Here is an 18100-nt window from a genome sequence, read left to right on the forward strand (position 1 = left end):
CAATGCTTTTCGTTTTGTCTGAGCAGTAGCCGCATGGTTAGTTGGCAAAAATGAATCAGTACCATGAATGGCAAAGACTTGAGCCCAATACCGTATCTGTCTTGAAGAAATTGAATATTGTTTTGCTAAGTAGAGAGATGACGTGCCATCTAAGTATTGCTTAGCAATGATACATTTTAGCTCTCGGCTATATTTGGACATAAAAAGACCCCCAATAATTGGTGTCCAACTATTGGGGGTCAGTTCATACTGTGGCTTTTGTTTATCTCATTGATTCAAGGGGGAGTGAATCAATATCAGGAATTAGGGGGCGCTATGGATAGCTAAGTTTCACCGTAGTGCGATTACTGTCCACCAGAGAGGGCTGACCTCATCATGGTTTTGAACTGCTCTTTTTGTTCTTCAGTCAATACGTTGTAGATGTTGTTCTTAAGACGCATCTCTTGCATCACCATCGACTTTTCAGTCGCTTGAACTGTGTCGATAACCTTTTCCATCTCAGCTTCATCGAACTCAGGCTGAGTCACTAGGGCGATCTGTTTTTTCTTCAACTCAATCGCGCTGTCCATATCAATTTCTGTTCTGCTTGTTTGATAGTCTTGAACAAGAGAGAACACTTCTGCTTGTTGCTCTTCAGTTAGATTCAAAGAGGCAATAACCATTTGTAGCGGGCTGAGTGCTGGCTGTGTTGGTTGTTGTGGTGACGAAGCACTCACAAACGGAGCAGTAACAAGCAAAGCTGAAGCAGTTAATACACAAAGTGACTTTTTCAGTGATTTCATTGAATTTCTCCTGTTGGTGGAAACAAGAGTATAGATAAGTAAGCTGAACTCGATATGAACACGTCGTTCAGTTTAGTTCGTTTGCTAAGCCTAGATGATTGGCTAAAGTGCGTTAGACCTTGGTCTTACAGAAACATCGAACAAAGCTGACTAAAATGATCCGAGTCGCTCACCGTTATATCAAGGAATATACAAATGGAAGTTGGATTGTTCTGGGCAGAGAAGGGAATGTTAGTACTTGGTGCACTGTTTGTCTTAACGAGTGTGATGCAGTATGGAAAACGCAGTAGTGATTGGAAAGGCGTGATCACTATGTTCTATAAACGCATTCCAATGAGTGTCGCAGAATACAAGTGGTATCGCTTAGGGATCGCACTATTGGTGTTTGCGGTGATCATTCGATTCGCACTGCTTATCCTGTGGCCGAGCTACCAGTTATAACACTTCGCAGTTAGTTAAGTTATCGAAACATCATTGCTTTAATGGGCGCTGGTGTTAACAGGCGATATTGAGCTTTAGTAAAAGTAATTATTGGGGCTCTTATTTGACCATTGGCGTCGAGATGCTCATTAACCTTCGTTGTTATAGCCCTTGTAGCATATTGTTTTTGCATGAGAAATCACTAAAATTAATCGCTCACCGGTCTGTCTTATCATTCTTATTAATAATCGACATATAAATCTATTCACCCCGTACCTGATACCATAATGATCTGTTACACTCGTCCGAATTAGCTTTGATTTATCAGTGGTGCATTTATGTCGTTCCCAGTTCTTATATGTGATGATTCTGCGTTAGCACGGAAGCAGATGGCTCGATCACTGCCTAGTTCTCTAAATGCAGATATAACTTTTGCTGTTCATGGGCTTAACGCACTTGAAGAGCTAGCTAAAAACCAGTTTAAACTGATGTTCCTCGACCTGACCATGCCAGAACTCGATGGCTATGGCACATTGGAAGAGATGAAGCGATTAGGCGATACCACGCCAGTTGTCGTGGTTTCTGGTGACATCCAACCTAAAGCGCAACAAAAGGTATTGGACCTTGGCGCGAAAGCGTTTTTGCGAAAGCCAATCGATCAAGAAGCATTAAAAGCAATTCTACGTGAGCATGTTGAGCCGCCTAAACAGCCGCAACTTATTACGCCAGCACCGCTAGAGTTACCGATTCTGCGCAGACGTGACATCTATATGGAAGTTGCGAACGTCGCGATAGGTCGAGCAGCAGATGCATTGGCGCGTCATTTCAATGTATTCGTTCACTTACCGCTACCAAACGTGAATATTTTCGAAGTGAGTGAATTGCACATGGCGCTTCGTGACTTAGCTGACAACGACCAAGTATCGGGTGTTTGCCAAGGCTTCAGTGGAGAAGGCATTGCCGGTGAAGCGCTCGTCTTGTTAAGTGACTCGAGCGTGAGCGACCTTAAAAAGCTCATGAAGGTTCCGACTGAAAGTGAAGAGCTAGAAGAGTTAGAACTGCTGATGGATGTATCTAACATTCTTGTGGGCTCTTTCTTGAATGGGTTAGGGGAGCAATCTGAGGTTCGATTCTTCCAAAGCTCTCCGGTTCTGCTAGGTCAACATATCTCAATTGACTCTGTTATCGAAAACACGAGTGGCTCGTTCAAGAAGACCATGACCTTTGAAGTCAGTTATAACATTGATGGCACCTCTATCCGCTGTGACCTTCTATTTATGTTTGTTGACGAGTCTCTGCCTCTTCTAGACAACAAATTGGCCTACCTAATGGAGGAGTTTTAATATGCTGAATCTTCCTGCTGAATTTGAACAGTTTCACTGGATGGTGGACATGGTTCAAAACGTCGATATGGGGCTGGTGGTCATCAATCGAGATTTTGAGGTGCAAGTGTGGAACGGTTTCATGACGCACCATAGTGGTAAGCAATCGCACGACGCGATTGGTAAGTCGATCTTTGAACTGTTTCCTGAAATCCCAGAAGAGTGGTTTAGGCTTAAAACAAAACCGGTTTATGACTTAGGCTGTCGTAGCTTTATTACGTGGCAACAAAGACCTTATCTGTTTAAGTGCCGCAACGTGAGGCCAGTAACTCAGCAAGCGGACTTTATGTATCAGAACGTCACGCTTAACCCAATGCGTTCTCCAACTGGGCAAGTGACATCATTGTTCTTGTCTATTCAGGACGCGACTGCAGAAGCTTTAATGTCTCAGAAAAAGGCTTAATGTACCTTCAGGTAAAGCTGAATCGCCTCAGAGCCTCAAACTTAGAAGAGTAGTCTGAACACCCATAAAAATGGCCAAGGTTAATCCCCTTGGCCATTTTTGCATCTGATGCTGTAGTAATGAGATCGGATTAAAGAAGGCGTTCTGTGTTCGTTAACTGTAGTCGACTTGTTATTCAGTTCTATCAACAGCGGTTTGTACCCGCTGGAATCTCATCAATAGGCACATCTAACCTGCCATATCTTGTCGATTTCATTCCGCTCATCCAAGTTTCGGACGTACTAATCGAGCTTGCCTTTATACTTTATAAATTTTAGAGGTAATGAAAGAGGGCTGAGATTGGATCGCGAAGTGAAAAAAGTCAGAAAAAAATGAAATTATTTAAGAAAAAATGCATTTTTTGATTAAAGAAAAGTGTGATTTTTATGTGATTAAAGGGCACTTTTTTCACAAATTTGCCTTATCGACGATTTTTTCGACGAATTTGAAAGGAAAACGTTTGCGCAATAAACCGACAGCGTTTGCGCGAATGTGTTGTTAAGTTATTAATTACTAAGAATTTAGTTGGAAACTAGGGGCGGGGAGCTTTTACCAGATATGGAATCTTTGAGAGGATAGCACAAAAAAAAATGAAATATCAGACTTGCTGTTAGTAAATCACAGCCTATAATGCTGAAAACCGGAGCGTCTGCCAACGCTCCGGTTTTTTTGTGTCCGAAACTCAGTAAAGCGTCTGCCAACGCTTACCGAAAACGCACGACACGTAATATGATTACAGGACAAATTATCATGCGTATCGAACAAGAACTTAAGTTAGGCTTCAAAGATGTATTATTCCGCCCAAAGCGTTCTACTCTTAAAAGTCGTTCTCAAGTTGAATTAACCCGCGAGTTTACATTCAAGCATAGCGGTCGTCAATGGTCTGGTGTACCAGTAATCGCAGCGAACATGGATTCGGTAGCAAGTTTCGAAATGGCAGCGGCTCTAGCAGAGCACGGTGTAATGACTGCAGTACACAAGCACTACACAGTAGAGCAGTGGGCTGAGTTCGCAAAAACAGCAGACAAGAAAACGCTGAATAACGTATTTGTATCAACAGGTACTTCTGAAGCCGAGTTTGAGAAGACTAAGCAAATCATGGCGCTTAGCGAAGATTTCGTATTTATCTGTATTGATATCGCTAACGGCTACTCAGAGCACCTAGTTGAGTACGTACAAAAAGTACGTGCAGAGTTCCCAGACAAAGTAATCTCTGCTGGTAACGTTGTAACAGGTGATATGGTTGAAGAGCTAATCCTAGCTGGTGCAGACATCGTTAAAGTTGGTATCGGCCCTGGTTCAGTTTGTACTACACGTGTTAAAACTGGTGTAGGTTACCCTCAACTTTCTGCAATCATCGAGTGTGGCGATGCTGCTCACGGCCTTGGTGGCATGATCATCGGTGACGGTGGCTGTTCATGTGCTGGTGACGTATCTAAAGCGTTCGGCGGCGGTGCTGACTTCGTAATGCTAGGCGGTATGCTAGCAGGTCACGAAGAGTCAGGCGGTGAAGTTGTTGAGAAAGACGGCAAGCAGTTCATGAAGTTCTACGGCATGTCTTCACAGTCAGCTATGGACAAGCACTCAGGTGGCGTTGCTAAGTACCGTGCTGCGGAAGGTAAAACTGTACTTCTTCCGTTCCGTGGTTCAGTTCACAACACAATTTCTGACATCCTTGGTGGTGTACGTTCAACTTGTACATACGTAGGCGCAGCGAAGCTTAAAGAGCTAACTAAGCGTACTACTTTCATCCGTGTACAAGAGCAAGAGAACAACGTATTCGGTAAAGAGTAATCTGAACGAATTCGAATAGTTTGAAAATCAAGAGCCGCTTTTAAGCGGCTCTTTTTCTACCTGAAATTTGGCAAGTGGCGACAGGTTTGATAGAGGATTACGTAGCATTACTAAAGATAGGTGATAAGGTGTAAAGTCTGTATCGTAAAGAGGGGTCCAAAGCCGTACTTGTAACGCGGCTTTTGGTTGCACGGTTAATTCGCTAAAACTCAATCAAATATATGAACTTAGATTACTAATCGTTAAACAACATAGCGACAACTTGTGATTGATAGGCTTGTGAGAATAAATGGTGGTCAGTTTTGTTCCTAGTTGAAGAATAGAATAATGGCGCAGCTACCAAGCCAATTAAAGCCGTGAAGAAAGTAGTGGAGTCATACTTTTTTAAACTCGAATCTAGTTTCTTTGCTTTGTTGAACAACGTAATCATAGATACGTGAACACTCTTCAATTCTTCATAAACCATCAACTCTCTCTCATTTGGAGTCTTTCTCGGCACGCCAACGAGTCTGATTATTTGAGAGTTTTCAGTTAGTGTTTTCACTAATGTTTTGATGATGTACTTAAATGCTATTGCTGGTGTTGTTCGTGATGCTTCTATACGGAGAAAGGCGAGCTCTAGCTGGCTTTTGTAGAGAGCAAGTGAAGGCTGTATTATTGTCATCCATATGTCTGATTTACTTCCAAAGTGATGTCGTATGGTATTGGGTGTCACATTTGATAGCTTTGCGATTTCTCTAATTGAAGTGTTGTCATAGCCTTTCTCAGAAAATAAAGAATAGGCATTGTTAACAATTAGTGCTCTGGTTTGAAAGGATTCTTCACTCGATCTACGTCCCATCGCTTTAGATTTAGTCATTAATGTAAACCTCTTTAAAATTAACTGAATAGACCATTGAATAATGGAGTGCTAATAGGCATAGCCCGGGTAACTGATTACCTCGGGCGTATGTTAATTTATGTAAATGCGTCGCTTGTTGTTAAGCGGCCATTGGTTTGTGTACGTAGCTTCTGCGCTCAAGTAGGAAGCTTTCAAGGTGAGCGTATGAGTCAAAATTACGGTGTGAAGGATAAGCCATGTTGCCTTCTTTAATGACGTTACGTGCTATTTGAGAAACATGCTTTTCTTCAAGCATGTTAAATTGCGAGTCAATGTCTAGTGTTTGGTTTAACTCAAATACAGCGTCAACCACAGCTTGTGCTTTTTCTGATTGAGTTGTTCCTTTTAAGCCTAAAGCATCTGCAATAATCGCAAGGCGGTGTGTCGCTTTTGGCAGTGCAAATTGAAGTACGTGTGGTAGGGCAATCGCACAACCTAAGCCATGTGGAACTTTGTAAAACGCACCTAACTGGTGGGAGATGCCATGGGCCCAACCAAGCAGAGTCTTAGAGAATGCTTTACCAGCGTCGAATGAAGCTAATGCCATTTCACTTCTTGCTTCATCATCTTCAGTACCATTTTTGTAGGCACGAGGCAAAAACTCGAAAATACGCTGAATACTTTTTAGGTTCATTTCATCCGTTTGTTTTGTCGCATAGGTACTCATGAATGATTCCATCGCATGTGTTAGCGCGTCCATACCCGTAGCTGCAGTAATATGAGGAGGCAATGCCATTGTCAGTCTTGAATCGAAAACTGCTAAATCAGGTACGATCCCGTAACTTACCAACGCATTCTTTTGGTTAGTTTTTTCATCAGTTACAACCGTTACTGTTGTTGCTTCAGAGCCTGTTCCTGCTGTAGTCGGAATGGCAACAAAGTAAGCGCCTTTGCGACGTAACTGAAGCATACTCATTAAGCCGTGAGTGATCTTACGAGGATCTAAGTTGTGTTTAGCACAACCGTTGATCATCTTCGTGCCATCAATTGAACTACCGCCACCAATTGCGATAGCACAGTCGTAGTTGTGTTTGTGACATGCAGCTATGCCTTTTTCTACGATGGCATACGAAGGGTCTGGCTGAATCTCGTTGAAAACTTTGTAATCAATGTCTCTTTTCTCGAGTGCATCAATAAGCAATTGGAATGATGGAAGCGTACAAAAAAAGCTGTCTGTGAAAATCACAGGGCGTTGAATCCCTTTGCTTTTCAAATGCTCCGCAAGTGTATCAAGTGATTTCTCACCATTTAAAACATTTGGTACCGGGACGGGCATGCGAGGGAAAGCTGTGCTTGCAAGTGCATGGTATGTGTTTACGAAAAATCGTTCAGTTTTATATAGCATCGAAGTTACCTACTGTAAGTTAAAATTTGGAGTAAAGTTTCTATTCCCTTGAGCAAGTTCCATCATCCTCTTTACTGTATACATTTACCTTACACCAATACAAACCGGTCGGTCTAGTATTTTCTATGTGTTTTTTAAAAAATTTATTTATGTCGGTTATTCGCATTTAATAAATCATCTGTCAAAAGTGGGAGTTCAGAACACTAATTTGTTGAAAATAAGACAATTAATTTATTCATCACTAATGAATGAGCGCTATATCTAACATTCCTCGGACAAATTTATCTTTAAAAGCACTAGACCGACCGGTTTGTTTTGTATTATTGTGTAATCAACCCAATGAGAAAGGTATAGAAAATGAACAGCATTACTTCACTTAACGAAATGAAGCATCACTATAAGAATATGAAAGACGCGTACAATTCGGATCCAATGCCGAGCTTAGACGCCCGTGTCACAAAGCTTAATATGTTAAGAAAGGCATTGATTGATTTCAGTGACCGTATATGTGACGCGATGAACCAAGACTATGGTCAACGTAGTGTACAAGACACACTGATTGCAGATGTGCTTCCGTGTGTTGCGAATATTGATTACAGCATTGAGCATATCAGTGAGTGGATGGCACCATCTTTGCGTAGTGCGGGAGCATTGCTTTCGTTGTCTCAAGTCGAAGTGGTGTATCAACCGAAAGGTGTCGTTGGTATTGTCACTCCATGGAATTTCCCTGTTATGTTATCTGTCGGCCCGCTTATTTCTGCAATCACTGCAGGTAATCGAGCAATGATTAAAATGAGTGAATTCACACCAAATACGAACCAAGTGTTGAGTGAAATGCTGTCTACTCTCTTTAATCACGACGAAGTGGTTGTTGTAGAAGGGGAAGCTGGTTTATCAGCAGAATTTACAGCATTGCCTTTTGACCACCTATTGTTTACGGGTTCTACAGCCGTAGGGCGTTTAGTTATGAAGGCAGCTTCTGCAAACCTAACGCCTTTAACACTTGAACTCGGTGGTAAGTCACCAGTGATCGTTGCTGATGATGTATCGATGGAGCTAGCAGTAGAGCGAATTATTTACGGTAAGAGCCTTAACAATGGTCAGGTTTGCGTTGCTCCTGATTATGTAATGGTTCCGGAAGGTAAGAAAGAAGCATTCATTTTAGAATATAAGCGTCAATATCAAGCTTTATTCCCTAAAGGTATTCACTCAGAAAATCTTACTTCAGTCGCGAATTCCCGTCAGTATGATCGCGTCATTTCTCTGCTTAATACTGAAATTGGAAAAGGCACACGAGTAGAGCCTTGTCACGTAGATAGCATCGATGAAAACGAGCATCGACTAGTGACTCATCTAGTGGTTGAACCGTCACTTGAATCTAACATTATGGATGAAGAAATCTTCGGTCCATTACTTCCAATTGTTGGGTATAAACAAATCGATGAAGCGATTGAGTTGATCAATAGTAAGCCGAGACCGTTAGCACTGTACCTAATGACATTCGATGAAGCACTACAAAAGCGAATCAAACACACTATCCACTCTGGCGGTATGTGTATTAATGATTGTGTATTCCACTTAGCTGTCGATGATGCGCCATTTGGTGGCATTGGCGAGTCAGGCAAGGGTAATTACCATGGCAAAGAAGGCTTTATTACCTTCTCACATGCTAAGACTGTCATGACAAGTGGTCATGATCATCAAATTAAACATTTGTTCTCAGCGGAAGACAACGAATTCAAGTTAGCAGTATTAGCCATGCTTGGTAAGTAGGCGCTAAACGTTAATCCAATAGTGGGAGAAAGACAGATGTTAGAACGCTTTTTTGAAAAAACAATTCGTGGTTATTTATTGATTACGGGTCTCCTGACGGCAAGTGCGTTTGCGACGTTTCTTGCACCCGAGTGGAGTATGGTCAATCTATTTTCTTACGACCAGCAAATGATGGTGAACAAAGAGTATTTGCAAGCCACTTATCAACACTGGGGAGTCATGGTTGGATGTATCGGCGTTTTGCTCATGGTCTCCGCTTACATCAAGCCTTTGCGAACTTCGACCATGATTTACAGTGGTTTTGAAAAAGCAATGTTCGTTGGTCTATTTCTCTATAACGTACACGTTAATGATTACGAGTGGTTCTTAGGTTGGAGTGGTGTGTTTGCTTTAGATGGCTTTGTTACCGGCTATTCGCTTCTCTACGTTTACTACTACTTAACCCGTGATAAGAGCAAGACACCGGCGCACTTACGCTAACTCAAATTCATTCGCCTACAACTTTCTAAATTAACGCGACTGCACATTCTCTATGTGATTCATGTACTAGCAAATTGTAACTATTATCTAGACCAACTGGTCAGTTTAGATGTGTTGGTCGCTACTTTTACCAGAGGTAACCAAGATGGAAATACCTAACCTCAGTTTTGATCTAAATACTGTCCATTCTTAGATTTAGGGAAGAGCTTGTCAATGGACTGACATTTACCAAATGATTTATAAGCTATTGACTAAATGAAGGTTAATTAAAATGAAAAAAGAAAATATTTTTCTACTCGTTGCATCTCTTGGGATCTTTCCTGTCGCGTTAACTTACGGGCTGTTTCAAGAGTTGTTTTTTGGCATCGATGTTAACAGCATCGAAATGACCAACATTTTCCGAGCAACCATGGGCCTCTACATGGCGATGGGTGGATTTTGGTTGGTTGCAGCGTTCAATAACAAATACACGTTATCCGCTCTGCATAGCTTGATCGTCTTTATGAGTGGTTTAGCTGTTGCAAGAGTTGTGAGTATGCTTGTGGATGGCACACCAAATGTCGTTTTGATTGGATACACGGTTATCGAGGCTGTGATTGCTTTCTCAGGTTATACAGTGCTTAAAGGTTCAGCACACTCGACTTCTCAACAGAAAGTTAAAGTTGGAGCGTACTCATGAACACTAAAATCGTTATTTCTTTGGGTTTAGTTGCCCCTTTTGTCGCCTTTTCTTCACTAGGTGCTGCGTCAACAGAAGCGACAACAGAGCCAAATCAACCTAACATTCTGCTAATTGTTGGTGATGATATCGGAATGGGTGATCTTCAACCATTTGGGTCTGAGATTAACACTCCAACGCTCAATTCACTCGCAGAAGAGGGTATTCGCTTTAATAACTTTCACGCGTCTCCGGTTTCGTCGGTAACACGAGGTCAACTCTTTACTGGTGCCAATAGCATTGAAGTTGGTTTAGGGTCGTTCGACTACTCAATCTACCCACCTTCAAAAGGCAAAAAAGGTTACGAGGGTTACCTAACTCGTGATGCCGTTACCATCACTGAATTGCTAAGAGACAGTGGTTACAACACTTATCACGCAGGTAAATGGCATTTGGGTTCTGGTGATGGTCACGGTAATCCACCACAAGATTGGGGTTTCGACCAAACTTATGGCGTCTATTCTGGTGGTTCAGCACACTGGGATGACACCGATATGTACCCATCGGTAAAAGTTGCTGAACAAGCATTGGCCGAAGGTAAGCAACCACCAGTGACTAAACAGAAATTTTTTGAAAATGGTCAGCAAGTTGAGCGTGTCAAAGGCATTTATTCTGATGACCTTTATACAGGGAAAATGATTGAATACATTGAAGAGGGCAAGGACTCCGGCAAACCTTTCTTTGGTTACTTAGCCCTAACTACAGCACACTTCCCACTTCAAGCGCCAGCAGCACTGATCGATAAGTACGCGGAGGTGTATGAGAGTTTGGGATATGAAGGTCTCAAAAAACAACGTTACGAGCAGATGATCGAAGCGGGCGTTTACCAGAAAAATACGCCTTATCCAGCAGACAACCCAATCACCAAAAAATGGGATGATTTAACGAATGCTGAGAAGAAAACTCAAGCACGATTAATGGCGACATACGCTGCGATGATTGAAGCGCAGGATTTCTATATTGGCCGAGTATTGGATTACCTCAGAGAAACGGGTGAGCTTGAGAATACATTAGTGATCTATATGCCTGATAACGGCCCTGAAGGCTCAGATGCAATGGGACCACTGGCCAACAGCTTGTGGAAAAACTGGACAGAAGACCACTTCGATATGTCTGACGAAGCGATTGGTACATCACGTTCAAGCCGTCAGCTAGGTATTGAATGGGCAAACGCATCAACAGGTCCACTACAGTGGTGGAAATGGTTTGTTTCGGAAGGTGGCGTGAGAGTTCCGCTTATAGTGAGTCCACCGGAAGGTACAGGGTTTAATCAGCAAGGTGCAATGTCTAACACAACATTGAGCGTTAAAGACCTACCGATGACCATACTTGATTATGCAGGTGTCGCTCATCCTGGCTCTGAATATAATGAGCGTCAAGTCGCTTTGCCTTCGGGCAAATCTATGGTGCCTTTCTTGTCTGGTCAATCAGATACAGTACGATCTGAAGACGATTGGTTTGCATTCGAGTTGTTTGGGAACGGCTTTGTTATTCAAGGTGACTACAAGTTAATGAAGCTTCGTACCGGTATGTATGGTGACGGTGAGTGGCATTTGTATAACATTAAAGAAGACCCGGCTGAAGCTGTGCCAGTCGAAGATAAACATCCTGAGATTTATCAAGATATGATGGCCACTTACGAGCAATATAAGAAAGACCATAACATTGTTGATGTTGCTGAAGATTGGAACCCGTGGTTAGGCGCGGCAGGTCATACCATGTCGCATTAATAATACAGAAATAACGACGTTAAGTTGGCTTATAGCCCCTGATTTTTCTTAGGGGCTTTATTATTTGGTAGTTAATATGTAGACCGGTCGGTTTGTTTTGTGTATTATGCTCTCAACACCTCGAAATATACGACGGAATTAGATAGAGAAGGAAACTCTTCAATGTTTGGGAGCGACTATGAAAACTATCTCAGCGCCACAGTTTAATGGCAAAGCACACAGCAAAATTCAAGCATTAGCCAAACCCATCGGGGCGGTGTGCAATATCGATTGCACCTATTGCTACTATTTGGGTAAGCAAGGTTTGTTGGACTATTCATCACGCGCTTCCGTTTCTATGGATAAAGTTGCTCTTGAACGTTATGTAAAACAGTATATTGAGGCTCAGAACACCGCCGAAATCATTTTTTCATGGCATGGAGGTGAACCAACATTGTTAGGGGTTGAGTACTTTGAATACGTTGTCGAGTTACAGGCAAAGTATTGCCCTGAAGTCTCTACTATCACAAACGACATTCAAACAAATGGAACCCTGTTGAACGAGCAGTGGTGTAAATTCTTTAAGAAACATGATTTTGTGGTGGGAGTGAGTATTGATGGACCAGAACACATCCATAACCACTACCGCATGAACCGAGCTGGAAGAGGCACGTTTGAAAAAACGATGCGGGTTATCGAGCTACTTAAAAAACACAAGGTTCAGTTTGCAACGCTAACTTGTGTTAACGATGTGAGCAGTAGAAAACCTATAGAAGTGTATCGGTTTTTGCGTGACGAGGTGCAGCCGTCGCAAATTCAATTCATTCCTGTTGTTGATAAATTATCTGCCTCAACAAATAGCCAGTGGCACAGCTACGGCGACTTAGCGATTATTCCTGTCAAAGGGTTGGTCGAACCTTGGAGCGTATCAGCAAAAGGGTGGGGACATTTTTTATCAACCATTTTTGATGAGTGGCTTAAGCATGATTTTGGCCGCGTGTTCATCCCTTATTTCGATAACTTTTTTGGAGTTTGGATGGGTCATCAAAGCAGTATGTGTACTTTGAGTGAGATTTGCGGAAAAGGGTTAGCCGTTGAACCTAACGGAGATGTGTATTCTTGTGACCACTATGTTTTTGATGAGTTTTTACTGGGAAACATTGAGCAAAAACCACTGGGCTCTCTTGCACTCTCCTTTAAACAGCAACAATTCGGTTTTGCAAAAACTAAGTCATTACCGACACAATGTCGTGAGTGTAATTATCGTTTTGCATGTCATGGCGAATGTCCAAAGAATCGAATACTAACGACCGATAGTGGTGAAGTAGGCCTTAACTACCTGTGTTCAGGCTGGATGGATTTCTTTACCCATATTGACCCCATTATTACCGATATACTGAAACGTAATGGTAAGCCAGTGAGAGGGAGCAAAGCATGACATTAGCATTTGAAACGTATTTGGCTGTCGGTTTATCGATGGCTCTTCTCAGTCTTTGGAAGACGTATTCAGGACCTGCGATTGCCGCTTTCCTATCATATTCCTACCCGGAAATGTTGGTGTTCAACCTTATCCCCGCCATGATTGCTGCGTTTGCTGGCTGGCAAATTGCTCCAGTGTATTCAAGTCTGTTCAAGAAACGAAAAGAAGTAGTGTTTAAACCTAAGCTAAGAAAATTCATGAAAAAATGGAATCAGTATGGTCAATTGTCGATGGCGATCTTAGCACCAGTATTGGTTGGAATCCCGAGCTACACATTTGTCTCAAAACGATTGAATCAAAGTGTAGTGAGAACATTTGGTTTGCTTTTGCTTTCTATCTTGGGTTGGAGCACCCTAGCTTATAGCGCTTTTGCTTTCCTCGATATCGGTCAATACGTGGGGATCGAAACTATAATTCCTTCCCCTATTCTTGAAGCCGTTAAACAGCAATAGTATTTGTGATCCCAAACTGAAAAATAAAAAGCTCATCGAATGATGAGCTTTTTATTATGTACGGTTTACCAATTGATAGAAGATCTACACTCGTTAGTGTGTGAGTTTGAGTGTCTCTTTCATGGCGTTATCTAGCAAAGAACGGTCTTTCTGCATAGCAGCTAATAGGGTGCTTCCTAGCCACAAGCCATAGAGTGTTCTCGCCGTGTCATAGCCATCAACCATATTGAAGTTTCCGTTCTCTACACCTTCTTTAAAAAAGTGTCCCATGCGAGCAATGATCTTCTCTGCACCGTCATTAAGTACTTGTTGCATTTGGTTTGATGTACCAGACACTTCACCAGACAGTTTAACGACCAAGCATTTAATTTGAAAATCTGACGTCAGTTTCTCTGAACACCAATAGTCAAAGTATGCTTTCACACGTTCTTGATAAGAAAGTGAGGTATTCATTAAGAAGCTATCTAATGTTTCTAGGTGATCGTCAAAGTAATTCGCCAATAGCACGGCTCCAAAGTCTTCTTTCGATTTGAAATGGTGATAAAACGAGCCTTTTGTCGCTTCAGCACCATTAATAATCTTCATTAGCCCTAGGCCTGCAAAGCCTTGTTCACTGATAAGGTCAAAACCTACATCTAAAAGTTTTTGCTTTAAGTCTTTCATATGCTTGCTCGGTATTAAAATGAATAGGGTAATTATACTCCGACTATACCGACCGTCCAGTCTAACTCTGACAAACTTGACAATAACCTGACTAGACCGGTTGGTATGTTTGATCTATTATACATCTGCGGTCGAGACAACGTAAGTTTTAAACATAGATAAACGGTGGATTTGATATGAACAGAACAATCATTATTGCTGGAGCAAGTGGCTTAGTCGGGCGAGAAACCTTGAGCGCTTTATTGGACAGTGAGAACTTCGGAACCGTCTACGCTTTGTCTCGACGTGAGGTTAACAAAGAACATCATAAGTTGAAGCAGATCATCGACAGTAACCTAAATGTTCCCGCGATTGCTCTTGATTCTGTTTTTCCTGAGGTTGGAGTGATTGCTTTAGGTAGCACTATTAAAAAAGCAGGAACGAAAGAGAAGCTACGTGCTATCGACGTCGAGCTCGTAGCATCTACTGCAGAAAATATGAAATATCTTGGTGTGAAGCACTTGATTGTTGTGTCGTGTCTTGGTGCTGATAGCAATGCTCGTTCTCACTACCTTCGTTGTAAAGGGGAGATGGAAGAACAAGTCGAATTGCTTAACTTTGAGAAGACGACTTTCTTACACCCTGGACCACTAGCTGGCAATCGTCAGGAAAATAGACCTGATGAAAAATTACTTCAAGGCGCCCTTAAAGTATTTAGACCATTGATGTTGGGGAGTTTGAAAAAATACTTACCTATCCAAGCTGCAAGTATCGCGAAAAGCATTGTTGTGCATTCGACATTCCCGACTCCGAGCAAGGTGGAGAGGTTAGATTCAATCGATATGATGAAGCTTGCTTCTTAATGCCATTATCCGAGATCGATATTCGCCCATGTATAGCCTGAATTTAGGAAGTGATACTAATGAGATACAAGATTACATTTTTATTGATAGCTTTGATGTTGGTAAAAGAAACGTTTGCAGAAGAGCCAGCAACTGGCCCTTTGCATAAGCAATACGACTCGTGGTCATACGATAACTATCATGTGGTAAAAAACAATACTAGAACGTTATGGTTTGTTGATTATTACGATATTAGTCATCGACAAAATGAACTAGGTGATTCTGCACTAATATTGACATTTATACCTGAGAAACTAACGCAAGAGAAAGTAAGAACAGCAACCATTGAAGCATTAGAAGATTCGAACCCAGGGATCAATATTAATGATACTAGCATTCAAAAATTAGTGAATAGCTTGTCAGTATCACTAGTAGAGAAAGATGTGATCGCCATTATTTACAATGGGAAAACCATGCAGGTTCAACACAATGATAACGTTATTTATCAGGCTCAATCAACGTCTAAACAGAGTATGGCATTGAGTAACATTTGGCTTGGTGAGAACCCGGTTGATGATTTGTTATAAAAAGGGGGCAATTTGGGGAAAACACCTCATTCTCATGGCTTTAATACTACAACCCTTCAAGGCAATGAGTGGGGAGAATACGATGAACAGCATTGATCAAAAAGAGTACCAAACCTTCTCGAAAGGGCTGAAGTATGAATTGCTATTTCGAAACTTAGGTAAGCAGGTGTTTTCTGAATTAAAGAACAACCCTCCAGGTAGCATGACCGCCGATAGTTTGGACCTTTTGAGTAAAATGGAGCATCACAATACCAAGGTGATGAATCCGGTTCGACGACAATTTAATGTTGATAGCTCTATTGGCTGTAAAGATAAAATATTTGCAAAAACGGTAACATTTTCATTGAAAATGATGCCATATCTAGGGTCACGATACTTAGAAGGAAGTGCTGAACGATTCGTTAATCAGCTGGAAGAGATTCAAGCTTCTAGCCCTAGCGGTTTTGAAGAGGAAATGAACTATATGGTTGAACATGAAAAAGCACTTTATGGATATTTAGTCCATTTAAACAAGGGTGAATTAATACAAGCACATTCTGTGCTCAAAGAATTTGTCTTAGACTATAATATTCAATAGGTTAATCACCATTTTATTCTGTTCTGTTTTTACTTGTGAGATCTAAAAGAGGTCATATATGAAAAAATTATCTTTAATTGCTTTATTTGTTCTTCCTATTCTGGGGTGCGAAACAACAGTTGACCCTATTGCTCATCAAAACAAACTGAATTCCGTAGACGAAAGTGTTTTGATTGTTGATGGTAATGCTGAAAAGCTAGGATTGGATAAAATTCTTACTATTGATCACTCTCGACTTGCTGATCAAGCCGGTGAGTATTTAGCACCAAGTCGAGTGGACTTTTATAGCGATGATGAACTGAATACTCAATTGTTAAAAGAGAACTTGCAAGTAGGTTTGGATCTTCCGTTCCGTGTGTTGAACTACGTCGAAAATGGTCAACAGAAATCAGTCTATACGGACGAACAGTTTATTCAGAAACGCCACGACATTGATGATAAAGCATTGCTCGAGCGATATGCACAACAAACAGTAGCACTAACCAGTGGATTAAATAAAGTGGTACCTGTTGAGAGTGAAGGTTTAACAAAGAACTACGGCATTGAAACAATAGTTTCAGAGTATGATTTTGACACCACGTTAGAAAATATTAAACGAGATGTGCTTGCTCAAGATGATACCGTTTGGTTCATGAACTGGGACTTTAAGGCTCGAGCAGAATCAGTTGGAGAGTCACTACCGGATGCGACGTTATTGGTGTTCGGTGGACCGGCTCCTGGTGCGAAGGCAATGACGGACTTTCCAAGTATAGGTTTGGATGCTTTTGGTCAAAAAGTCTTGGTAACGGAACAAAATGGGCAAGTGTTGGTTTCCTACAATAATATATTAGATATGTCTGAATTGCATTATAGAGACAATGCTATTTCTCACAGAATCATTAACTATAGACTGGGAAAAACACTTAGTGGAGCGATAGAAAGATAATCAAGCTCTCACCTTTATTGCTGTAAATAACATTTAAATAAACCCCCTAAATAAGAAGCCATGCTTGACGAAAGGATGGTGCGGCTTCTTATTACCTAAAAACCAATGGCTAATTTAATGGATTAATAGGCCAATATTAATATTGCCAGTATCGGCATCGAAATTTAATTTTTGGAAAACCATGAAAACACAATTAGTAACACTATCTTCGATGTTCATTCTTTCTTTCTCTGGAGTAGTATCTGCAGATGATCAAGAAACAAAAGAAAACACTAACCAAGTAGTACAGGATAGTAAGAATTATCACAGTCAAGATATCAGAAATGTTCAAAGTAAAATTACTGCCGGATACGACAGTTTTGAAAACGGCGACCAACTGTCACTTGAAGGTACTTATGGTATCAATGATAAAGCCAGTGTAAGTCTGGGCTACAGTACATTTGGCTCTGATTATCACAGTGCTTTTGACTATGATGCCGTGACACTGTCAGGCCAATATAACTTATCGAATAACATTGTTTTAGATGGTGAGTGGAATGTTTCTGGAGATTACGACAACCTGACGGTTGGTGGTAACTATGTGGCTGATGCAGGATTTGGCACTTGGAACGTGGGTGCGAATTGGCTTTGTTGCGTAATTCAATGGAACTAAATCCAGAACCTACGATCTGATCAGCTACCTCCACTCTCTCTCGTAGTCCTATGCCTAAGCCTCGTTACAAAACAACCAACTGGAAGCAATACAACCAATCACTCATTAACCGTGGTTCTCTGACCTTTTGGATTGATGAAGAAGCAATAAGCGGGTGGGCGCAAAGCAAACAGAATAAGCGCGGGAGGCCGCGTCGGTTCAGTGATTTAGCTATCACG

The 18100-nt window shown here is 41.5% G+C and carries 20 protein-coding genes and 1 pseudogene; 16 read left to right on the top strand and 5 right to left on the bottom strand.

Annotated features, from left to right (window positions below; translation table 11 throughout):
- Positions 1–201, bottom strand: a pseudogene (locus L1D55_RS24650) (helix-turn-helix domain-containing protein); the annotation flags it as partial.
- Positions 202–344: 143 nt separating this feature from the next.
- Positions 345–782, bottom strand: a complete 438-nt coding sequence (locus tag L1D55_RS24655; protein ID WP_128164770.1) for a Spy/CpxP family protein refolding chaperone — start codon at positions 780–782, stop codon at positions 345–347.
- A gap of 195 nt (positions 783–977) precedes the next feature.
- Between L1D55_RS24655 and L1D55_RS24660 the strand changes: the two genes are divergently transcribed.
- The 4 genes from L1D55_RS24660 (at position 978) to L1D55_RS24675 (ending at position 4820) form a co-directional block, all read left to right on the top strand.
- Complete coding sequence (locus L1D55_RS24660; protein ID WP_102424407.1) at positions 978–1223, top strand: hypothetical protein; 246 nt, start codon at positions 978–980, stop codon at positions 1221–1223.
- Positions 1224–1540: 317 nt separating this feature from the next.
- Positions 1541–2545: a response regulator gene (locus L1D55_RS24665; RefSeq protein ID WP_239919220.1), complete on the top strand. Its 1005-nt coding sequence runs from the start codon at positions 1541–1543 to the stop codon at positions 2543–2545.
- Between the two features lies 1 nt (position 2546).
- Complete coding sequence (locus L1D55_RS24670; RefSeq protein ID WP_008216396.1) at positions 2547–2987, top strand: PAS domain-containing protein; 441 nt, start codon at positions 2547–2549, stop codon at positions 2985–2987.
- 789 nt (positions 2988–3776) lie between these two features.
- Complete coding sequence (locus tag L1D55_RS24675) at positions 3777–4820, top strand: GMP reductase (protein ID WP_004738824.1); 1044 nt, start codon at positions 3777–3779, stop codon at positions 4818–4820.
- Between the two features lie 235 nt (positions 4821–5055).
- Here L1D55_RS24675 and L1D55_RS24680 read toward each other — a convergent pair whose 3' ends face one another.
- Both L1D55_RS24680 and L1D55_RS24685 read right to left on the bottom strand, forming a co-directional pair.
- Positions 5056–5679, bottom strand: coding sequence for a TetR/AcrR family transcriptional regulator (locus L1D55_RS24680; RefSeq protein WP_239919221.1), 624 nt, complete (start codon positions 5677–5679; stop codon positions 5056–5058).
- Between the two features lie 121 nt (positions 5680–5800).
- Positions 5801–7045 carry an iron-containing alcohol dehydrogenase gene (locus L1D55_RS24685; RefSeq protein WP_239919222.1) on the bottom strand — a complete coding sequence of 415 codons (1245 nt, stop codon included), beginning with the start codon at positions 7043–7045 and terminating at the stop codon, positions 5801–5803.
- 357 nt (positions 7046–7402) lie between these two features.
- On the opposite strand from L1D55_RS24685, the gene L1D55_RS24690 reads away from it, so the two are divergent.
- The 6 genes from L1D55_RS24690 to L1D55_RS24715 all read left to right on the top strand — a co-directional run bounded on the left by L1D55_RS24690 (position 7403) and on the right by L1D55_RS24715 (position 13657).
- Positions 7403–8818: a coniferyl aldehyde dehydrogenase gene (locus L1D55_RS24690; protein WP_239919223.1), complete on the top strand. Its 1416-nt coding sequence runs from the start codon at positions 7403–7405 to the stop codon at positions 8816–8818.
- A gap of 36 nt (positions 8819–8854) precedes the next feature.
- Positions 8855–9298: a hypothetical protein gene (locus tag L1D55_RS24695; RefSeq protein ID WP_239919224.1), complete on the top strand. Its 444-nt coding sequence runs from the start codon at positions 8855–8857 to the stop codon at positions 9296–9298.
- A 271-nt stretch (positions 9299–9569) separates the two neighbouring features.
- Positions 9570–9977 (top strand): DUF4345 domain-containing protein, encoded by a 408-nt coding sequence (locus L1D55_RS24700; RefSeq protein WP_132762299.1) that lies wholly within the window; start codon positions 9570–9572, stop codon positions 9975–9977.
- Complete coding sequence (locus L1D55_RS24705; RefSeq protein WP_239919225.1) at positions 9974–11746, top strand: sulfatase-like hydrolase/transferase; 1773 nt, start codon at positions 9974–9976, stop codon at positions 11744–11746. The genes L1D55_RS24700 and L1D55_RS24705 overlap by 4 nt, the downstream gene beginning before the upstream one ends.
- A gap of 178 nt (positions 11747–11924) precedes the next feature.
- Positions 11925–13163, top strand: coding sequence for an anaerobic sulfatase maturase (locus L1D55_RS24710; protein ID WP_239919226.1), 1239 nt, complete (start codon positions 11925–11927; stop codon positions 13161–13163).
- Entirely contained in the window at positions 13160–13657 is a 498-nt protein-coding gene (locus tag L1D55_RS24715; protein ID WP_239919227.1) for a hypothetical protein, read from the top strand. The genes L1D55_RS24710 and L1D55_RS24715 overlap by 4 nt, the downstream gene beginning before the upstream one ends.
- A gap of 93 nt (positions 13658–13750) precedes the next feature.
- On the opposite strand, the gene L1D55_RS24720 is transcribed toward L1D55_RS24715, so the two are convergent.
- On the bottom strand, positions 13751–14320 hold the full coding sequence (locus L1D55_RS24720; protein WP_210472671.1) for a TetR/AcrR family transcriptional regulator: 570 nt from the start codon (positions 14318–14320) through the stop codon (positions 13751–13753).
- A gap of 176 nt (positions 14321–14496) precedes the next feature.
- Between L1D55_RS24720 and L1D55_RS24725 the strand changes: the two genes are divergently transcribed.
- From L1D55_RS24725 to L1D55_RS24750, 6 genes are all read left to right on the top strand, one after another.
- Complete coding sequence (locus tag L1D55_RS24725) at positions 14497–15162, top strand: NAD(P)H-binding protein (RefSeq protein ID WP_132762304.1); 666 nt, start codon at positions 14497–14499, stop codon at positions 15160–15162.
- A 59-nt stretch (positions 15163–15221) separates the two neighbouring features.
- A complete protein-coding gene (locus L1D55_RS24730) occupies positions 15222–15728 on the top strand; it encodes a chalcone isomerase family protein (protein WP_239919228.1) in 507 nt (168 codons plus the stop codon).
- A gap of 82 nt (positions 15729–15810) precedes the next feature.
- A complete protein-coding gene (locus tag L1D55_RS24735; RefSeq protein ID WP_239919229.1) occupies positions 15811–16305 on the top strand; it encodes a hypothetical protein in 495 nt (164 codons plus the stop codon).
- A 58-nt stretch (positions 16306–16363) separates the two neighbouring features.
- Positions 16364–17230 (top strand): DUF302 domain-containing protein, encoded by an 867-nt coding sequence (locus L1D55_RS24740; RefSeq protein ID WP_239919230.1) that lies wholly within the window; start codon positions 16364–16366, stop codon positions 17228–17230.
- A gap of 181 nt (positions 17231–17411) precedes the next feature.
- Positions 17412–17882: a hypothetical protein gene (locus tag L1D55_RS24745; protein ID WP_239919231.1), complete on the top strand. Its 471-nt coding sequence runs from the start codon at positions 17412–17414 to the stop codon at positions 17880–17882.
- Between the two features lie 50 nt (positions 17883–17932).
- On the top strand, positions 17933–18100 hold a 168-nt coding region (locus tag L1D55_RS24750; RefSeq protein ID WP_200905027.1), incomplete at its 3' end, for a transposase.

The organism is Vibrio sp. Isolate22, from assembly GCF_022398115.1.
Lineage (GTDB): Bacteria > Pseudomonadota > Gammaproteobacteria > Enterobacterales > Vibrionaceae > Vibrio.

Bases quoted from the DNA above. Each gene is read 5' to 3' on its own strand.
- L1D55_RS24730 (WP_239919228.1), top strand. From the start codon at position 15,222: ATGAGATACAAGATTACATTTTTATTGATAGCTTTGATGTTGGTAAAA.
- L1D55_RS24700 (WP_132762299.1), top strand. From the start codon at position 9,570: ATGAAAAAAGAAAATATTTTTCTACTCGTTGCATCTCTTGGGATCTTT.
- L1D55_RS24720 (WP_210472671.1), bottom strand. From the start codon at position 14,320: ATGAAAGACTTAAAGCAAAAACTTTTAGATGTAGGTTTTGACCTTATC.
- L1D55_RS24690 (WP_239919223.1), top strand. From the start codon at position 7,403: ATGAACAGCATTACTTCACTTAACGAAATGAAGCATCACTATAAGAAT.
- L1D55_RS24725 (WP_132762304.1), top strand. From the start codon at position 14,497: ATGAACAGAACAATCATTATTGCTGGAGCAAGTGGCTTAGTCGGGCGA.
- L1D55_RS24675 (WP_004738824.1), top strand. From the start codon at position 3,777: ATGCGTATCGAACAAGAACTTAAGTTAGGCTTCAAAGATGTATTATTC.
- L1D55_RS24670 (WP_008216396.1), top strand. From the start codon at position 2,547: ATGCTGAATCTTCCTGCTGAATTTGAACAGTTTCACTGGATGGTGGAC.
- L1D55_RS24735 (WP_239919229.1), top strand. From the start codon at position 15,811: ATGAACAGCATTGATCAAAAAGAGTACCAAACCTTCTCGAAAGGGCTG.
- L1D55_RS24680 (WP_239919221.1), bottom strand. From the start codon at position 5,679: ATGACTAAATCTAAAGCGATGGGACGTAGATCGAGTGAAGAATCCTTT.
- L1D55_RS24695 (WP_239919224.1), top strand. From the start codon at position 8,855: ATGTTAGAACGCTTTTTTGAAAAAACAATTCGTGGTTATTTATTGATT.
- L1D55_RS24685 (WP_239919222.1), bottom strand. From the start codon at position 7,045: ATGCTATATAAAACTGAACGATTTTTCGTAAACACATACCATGCACTT.
- L1D55_RS24715 (WP_239919227.1), top strand. From the start codon at position 13,160: ATGACATTAGCATTTGAAACGTATTTGGCTGTCGGTTTATCGATGGCT.
- L1D55_RS24710 (WP_239919226.1), top strand. From the start codon at position 11,925: ATGAAAACTATCTCAGCGCCACAGTTTAATGGCAAAGCACACAGCAAA.
- L1D55_RS24745 (WP_239919231.1), top strand. From the start codon at position 17,412: ATGAAAACACAATTAGTAACACTATCTTCGATGTTCATTCTTTCTTTC.
- L1D55_RS24740 (WP_239919230.1), top strand. From the start codon at position 16,364: ATGAAAAAATTATCTTTAATTGCTTTATTTGTTCTTCCTATTCTGGGG.
- L1D55_RS24705 (WP_239919225.1), top strand. From the start codon at position 9,974: ATGAACACTAAAATCGTTATTTCTTTGGGTTTAGTTGCCCCTTTTGTC.
- L1D55_RS24660 (WP_102424407.1), top strand. From the start codon at position 978: ATGGAAGTTGGATTGTTCTGGGCAGAGAAGGGAATGTTAGTACTTGGT.
- L1D55_RS24655 (WP_128164770.1), bottom strand. From the start codon at position 782: ATGAAATCACTGAAAAAGTCACTTTGTGTATTAACTGCTTCAGCTTTG.
- L1D55_RS24665 (WP_239919220.1), top strand. From the start codon at position 1,541: ATGTCGTTCCCAGTTCTTATATGTGATGATTCTGCGTTAGCACGGAAG.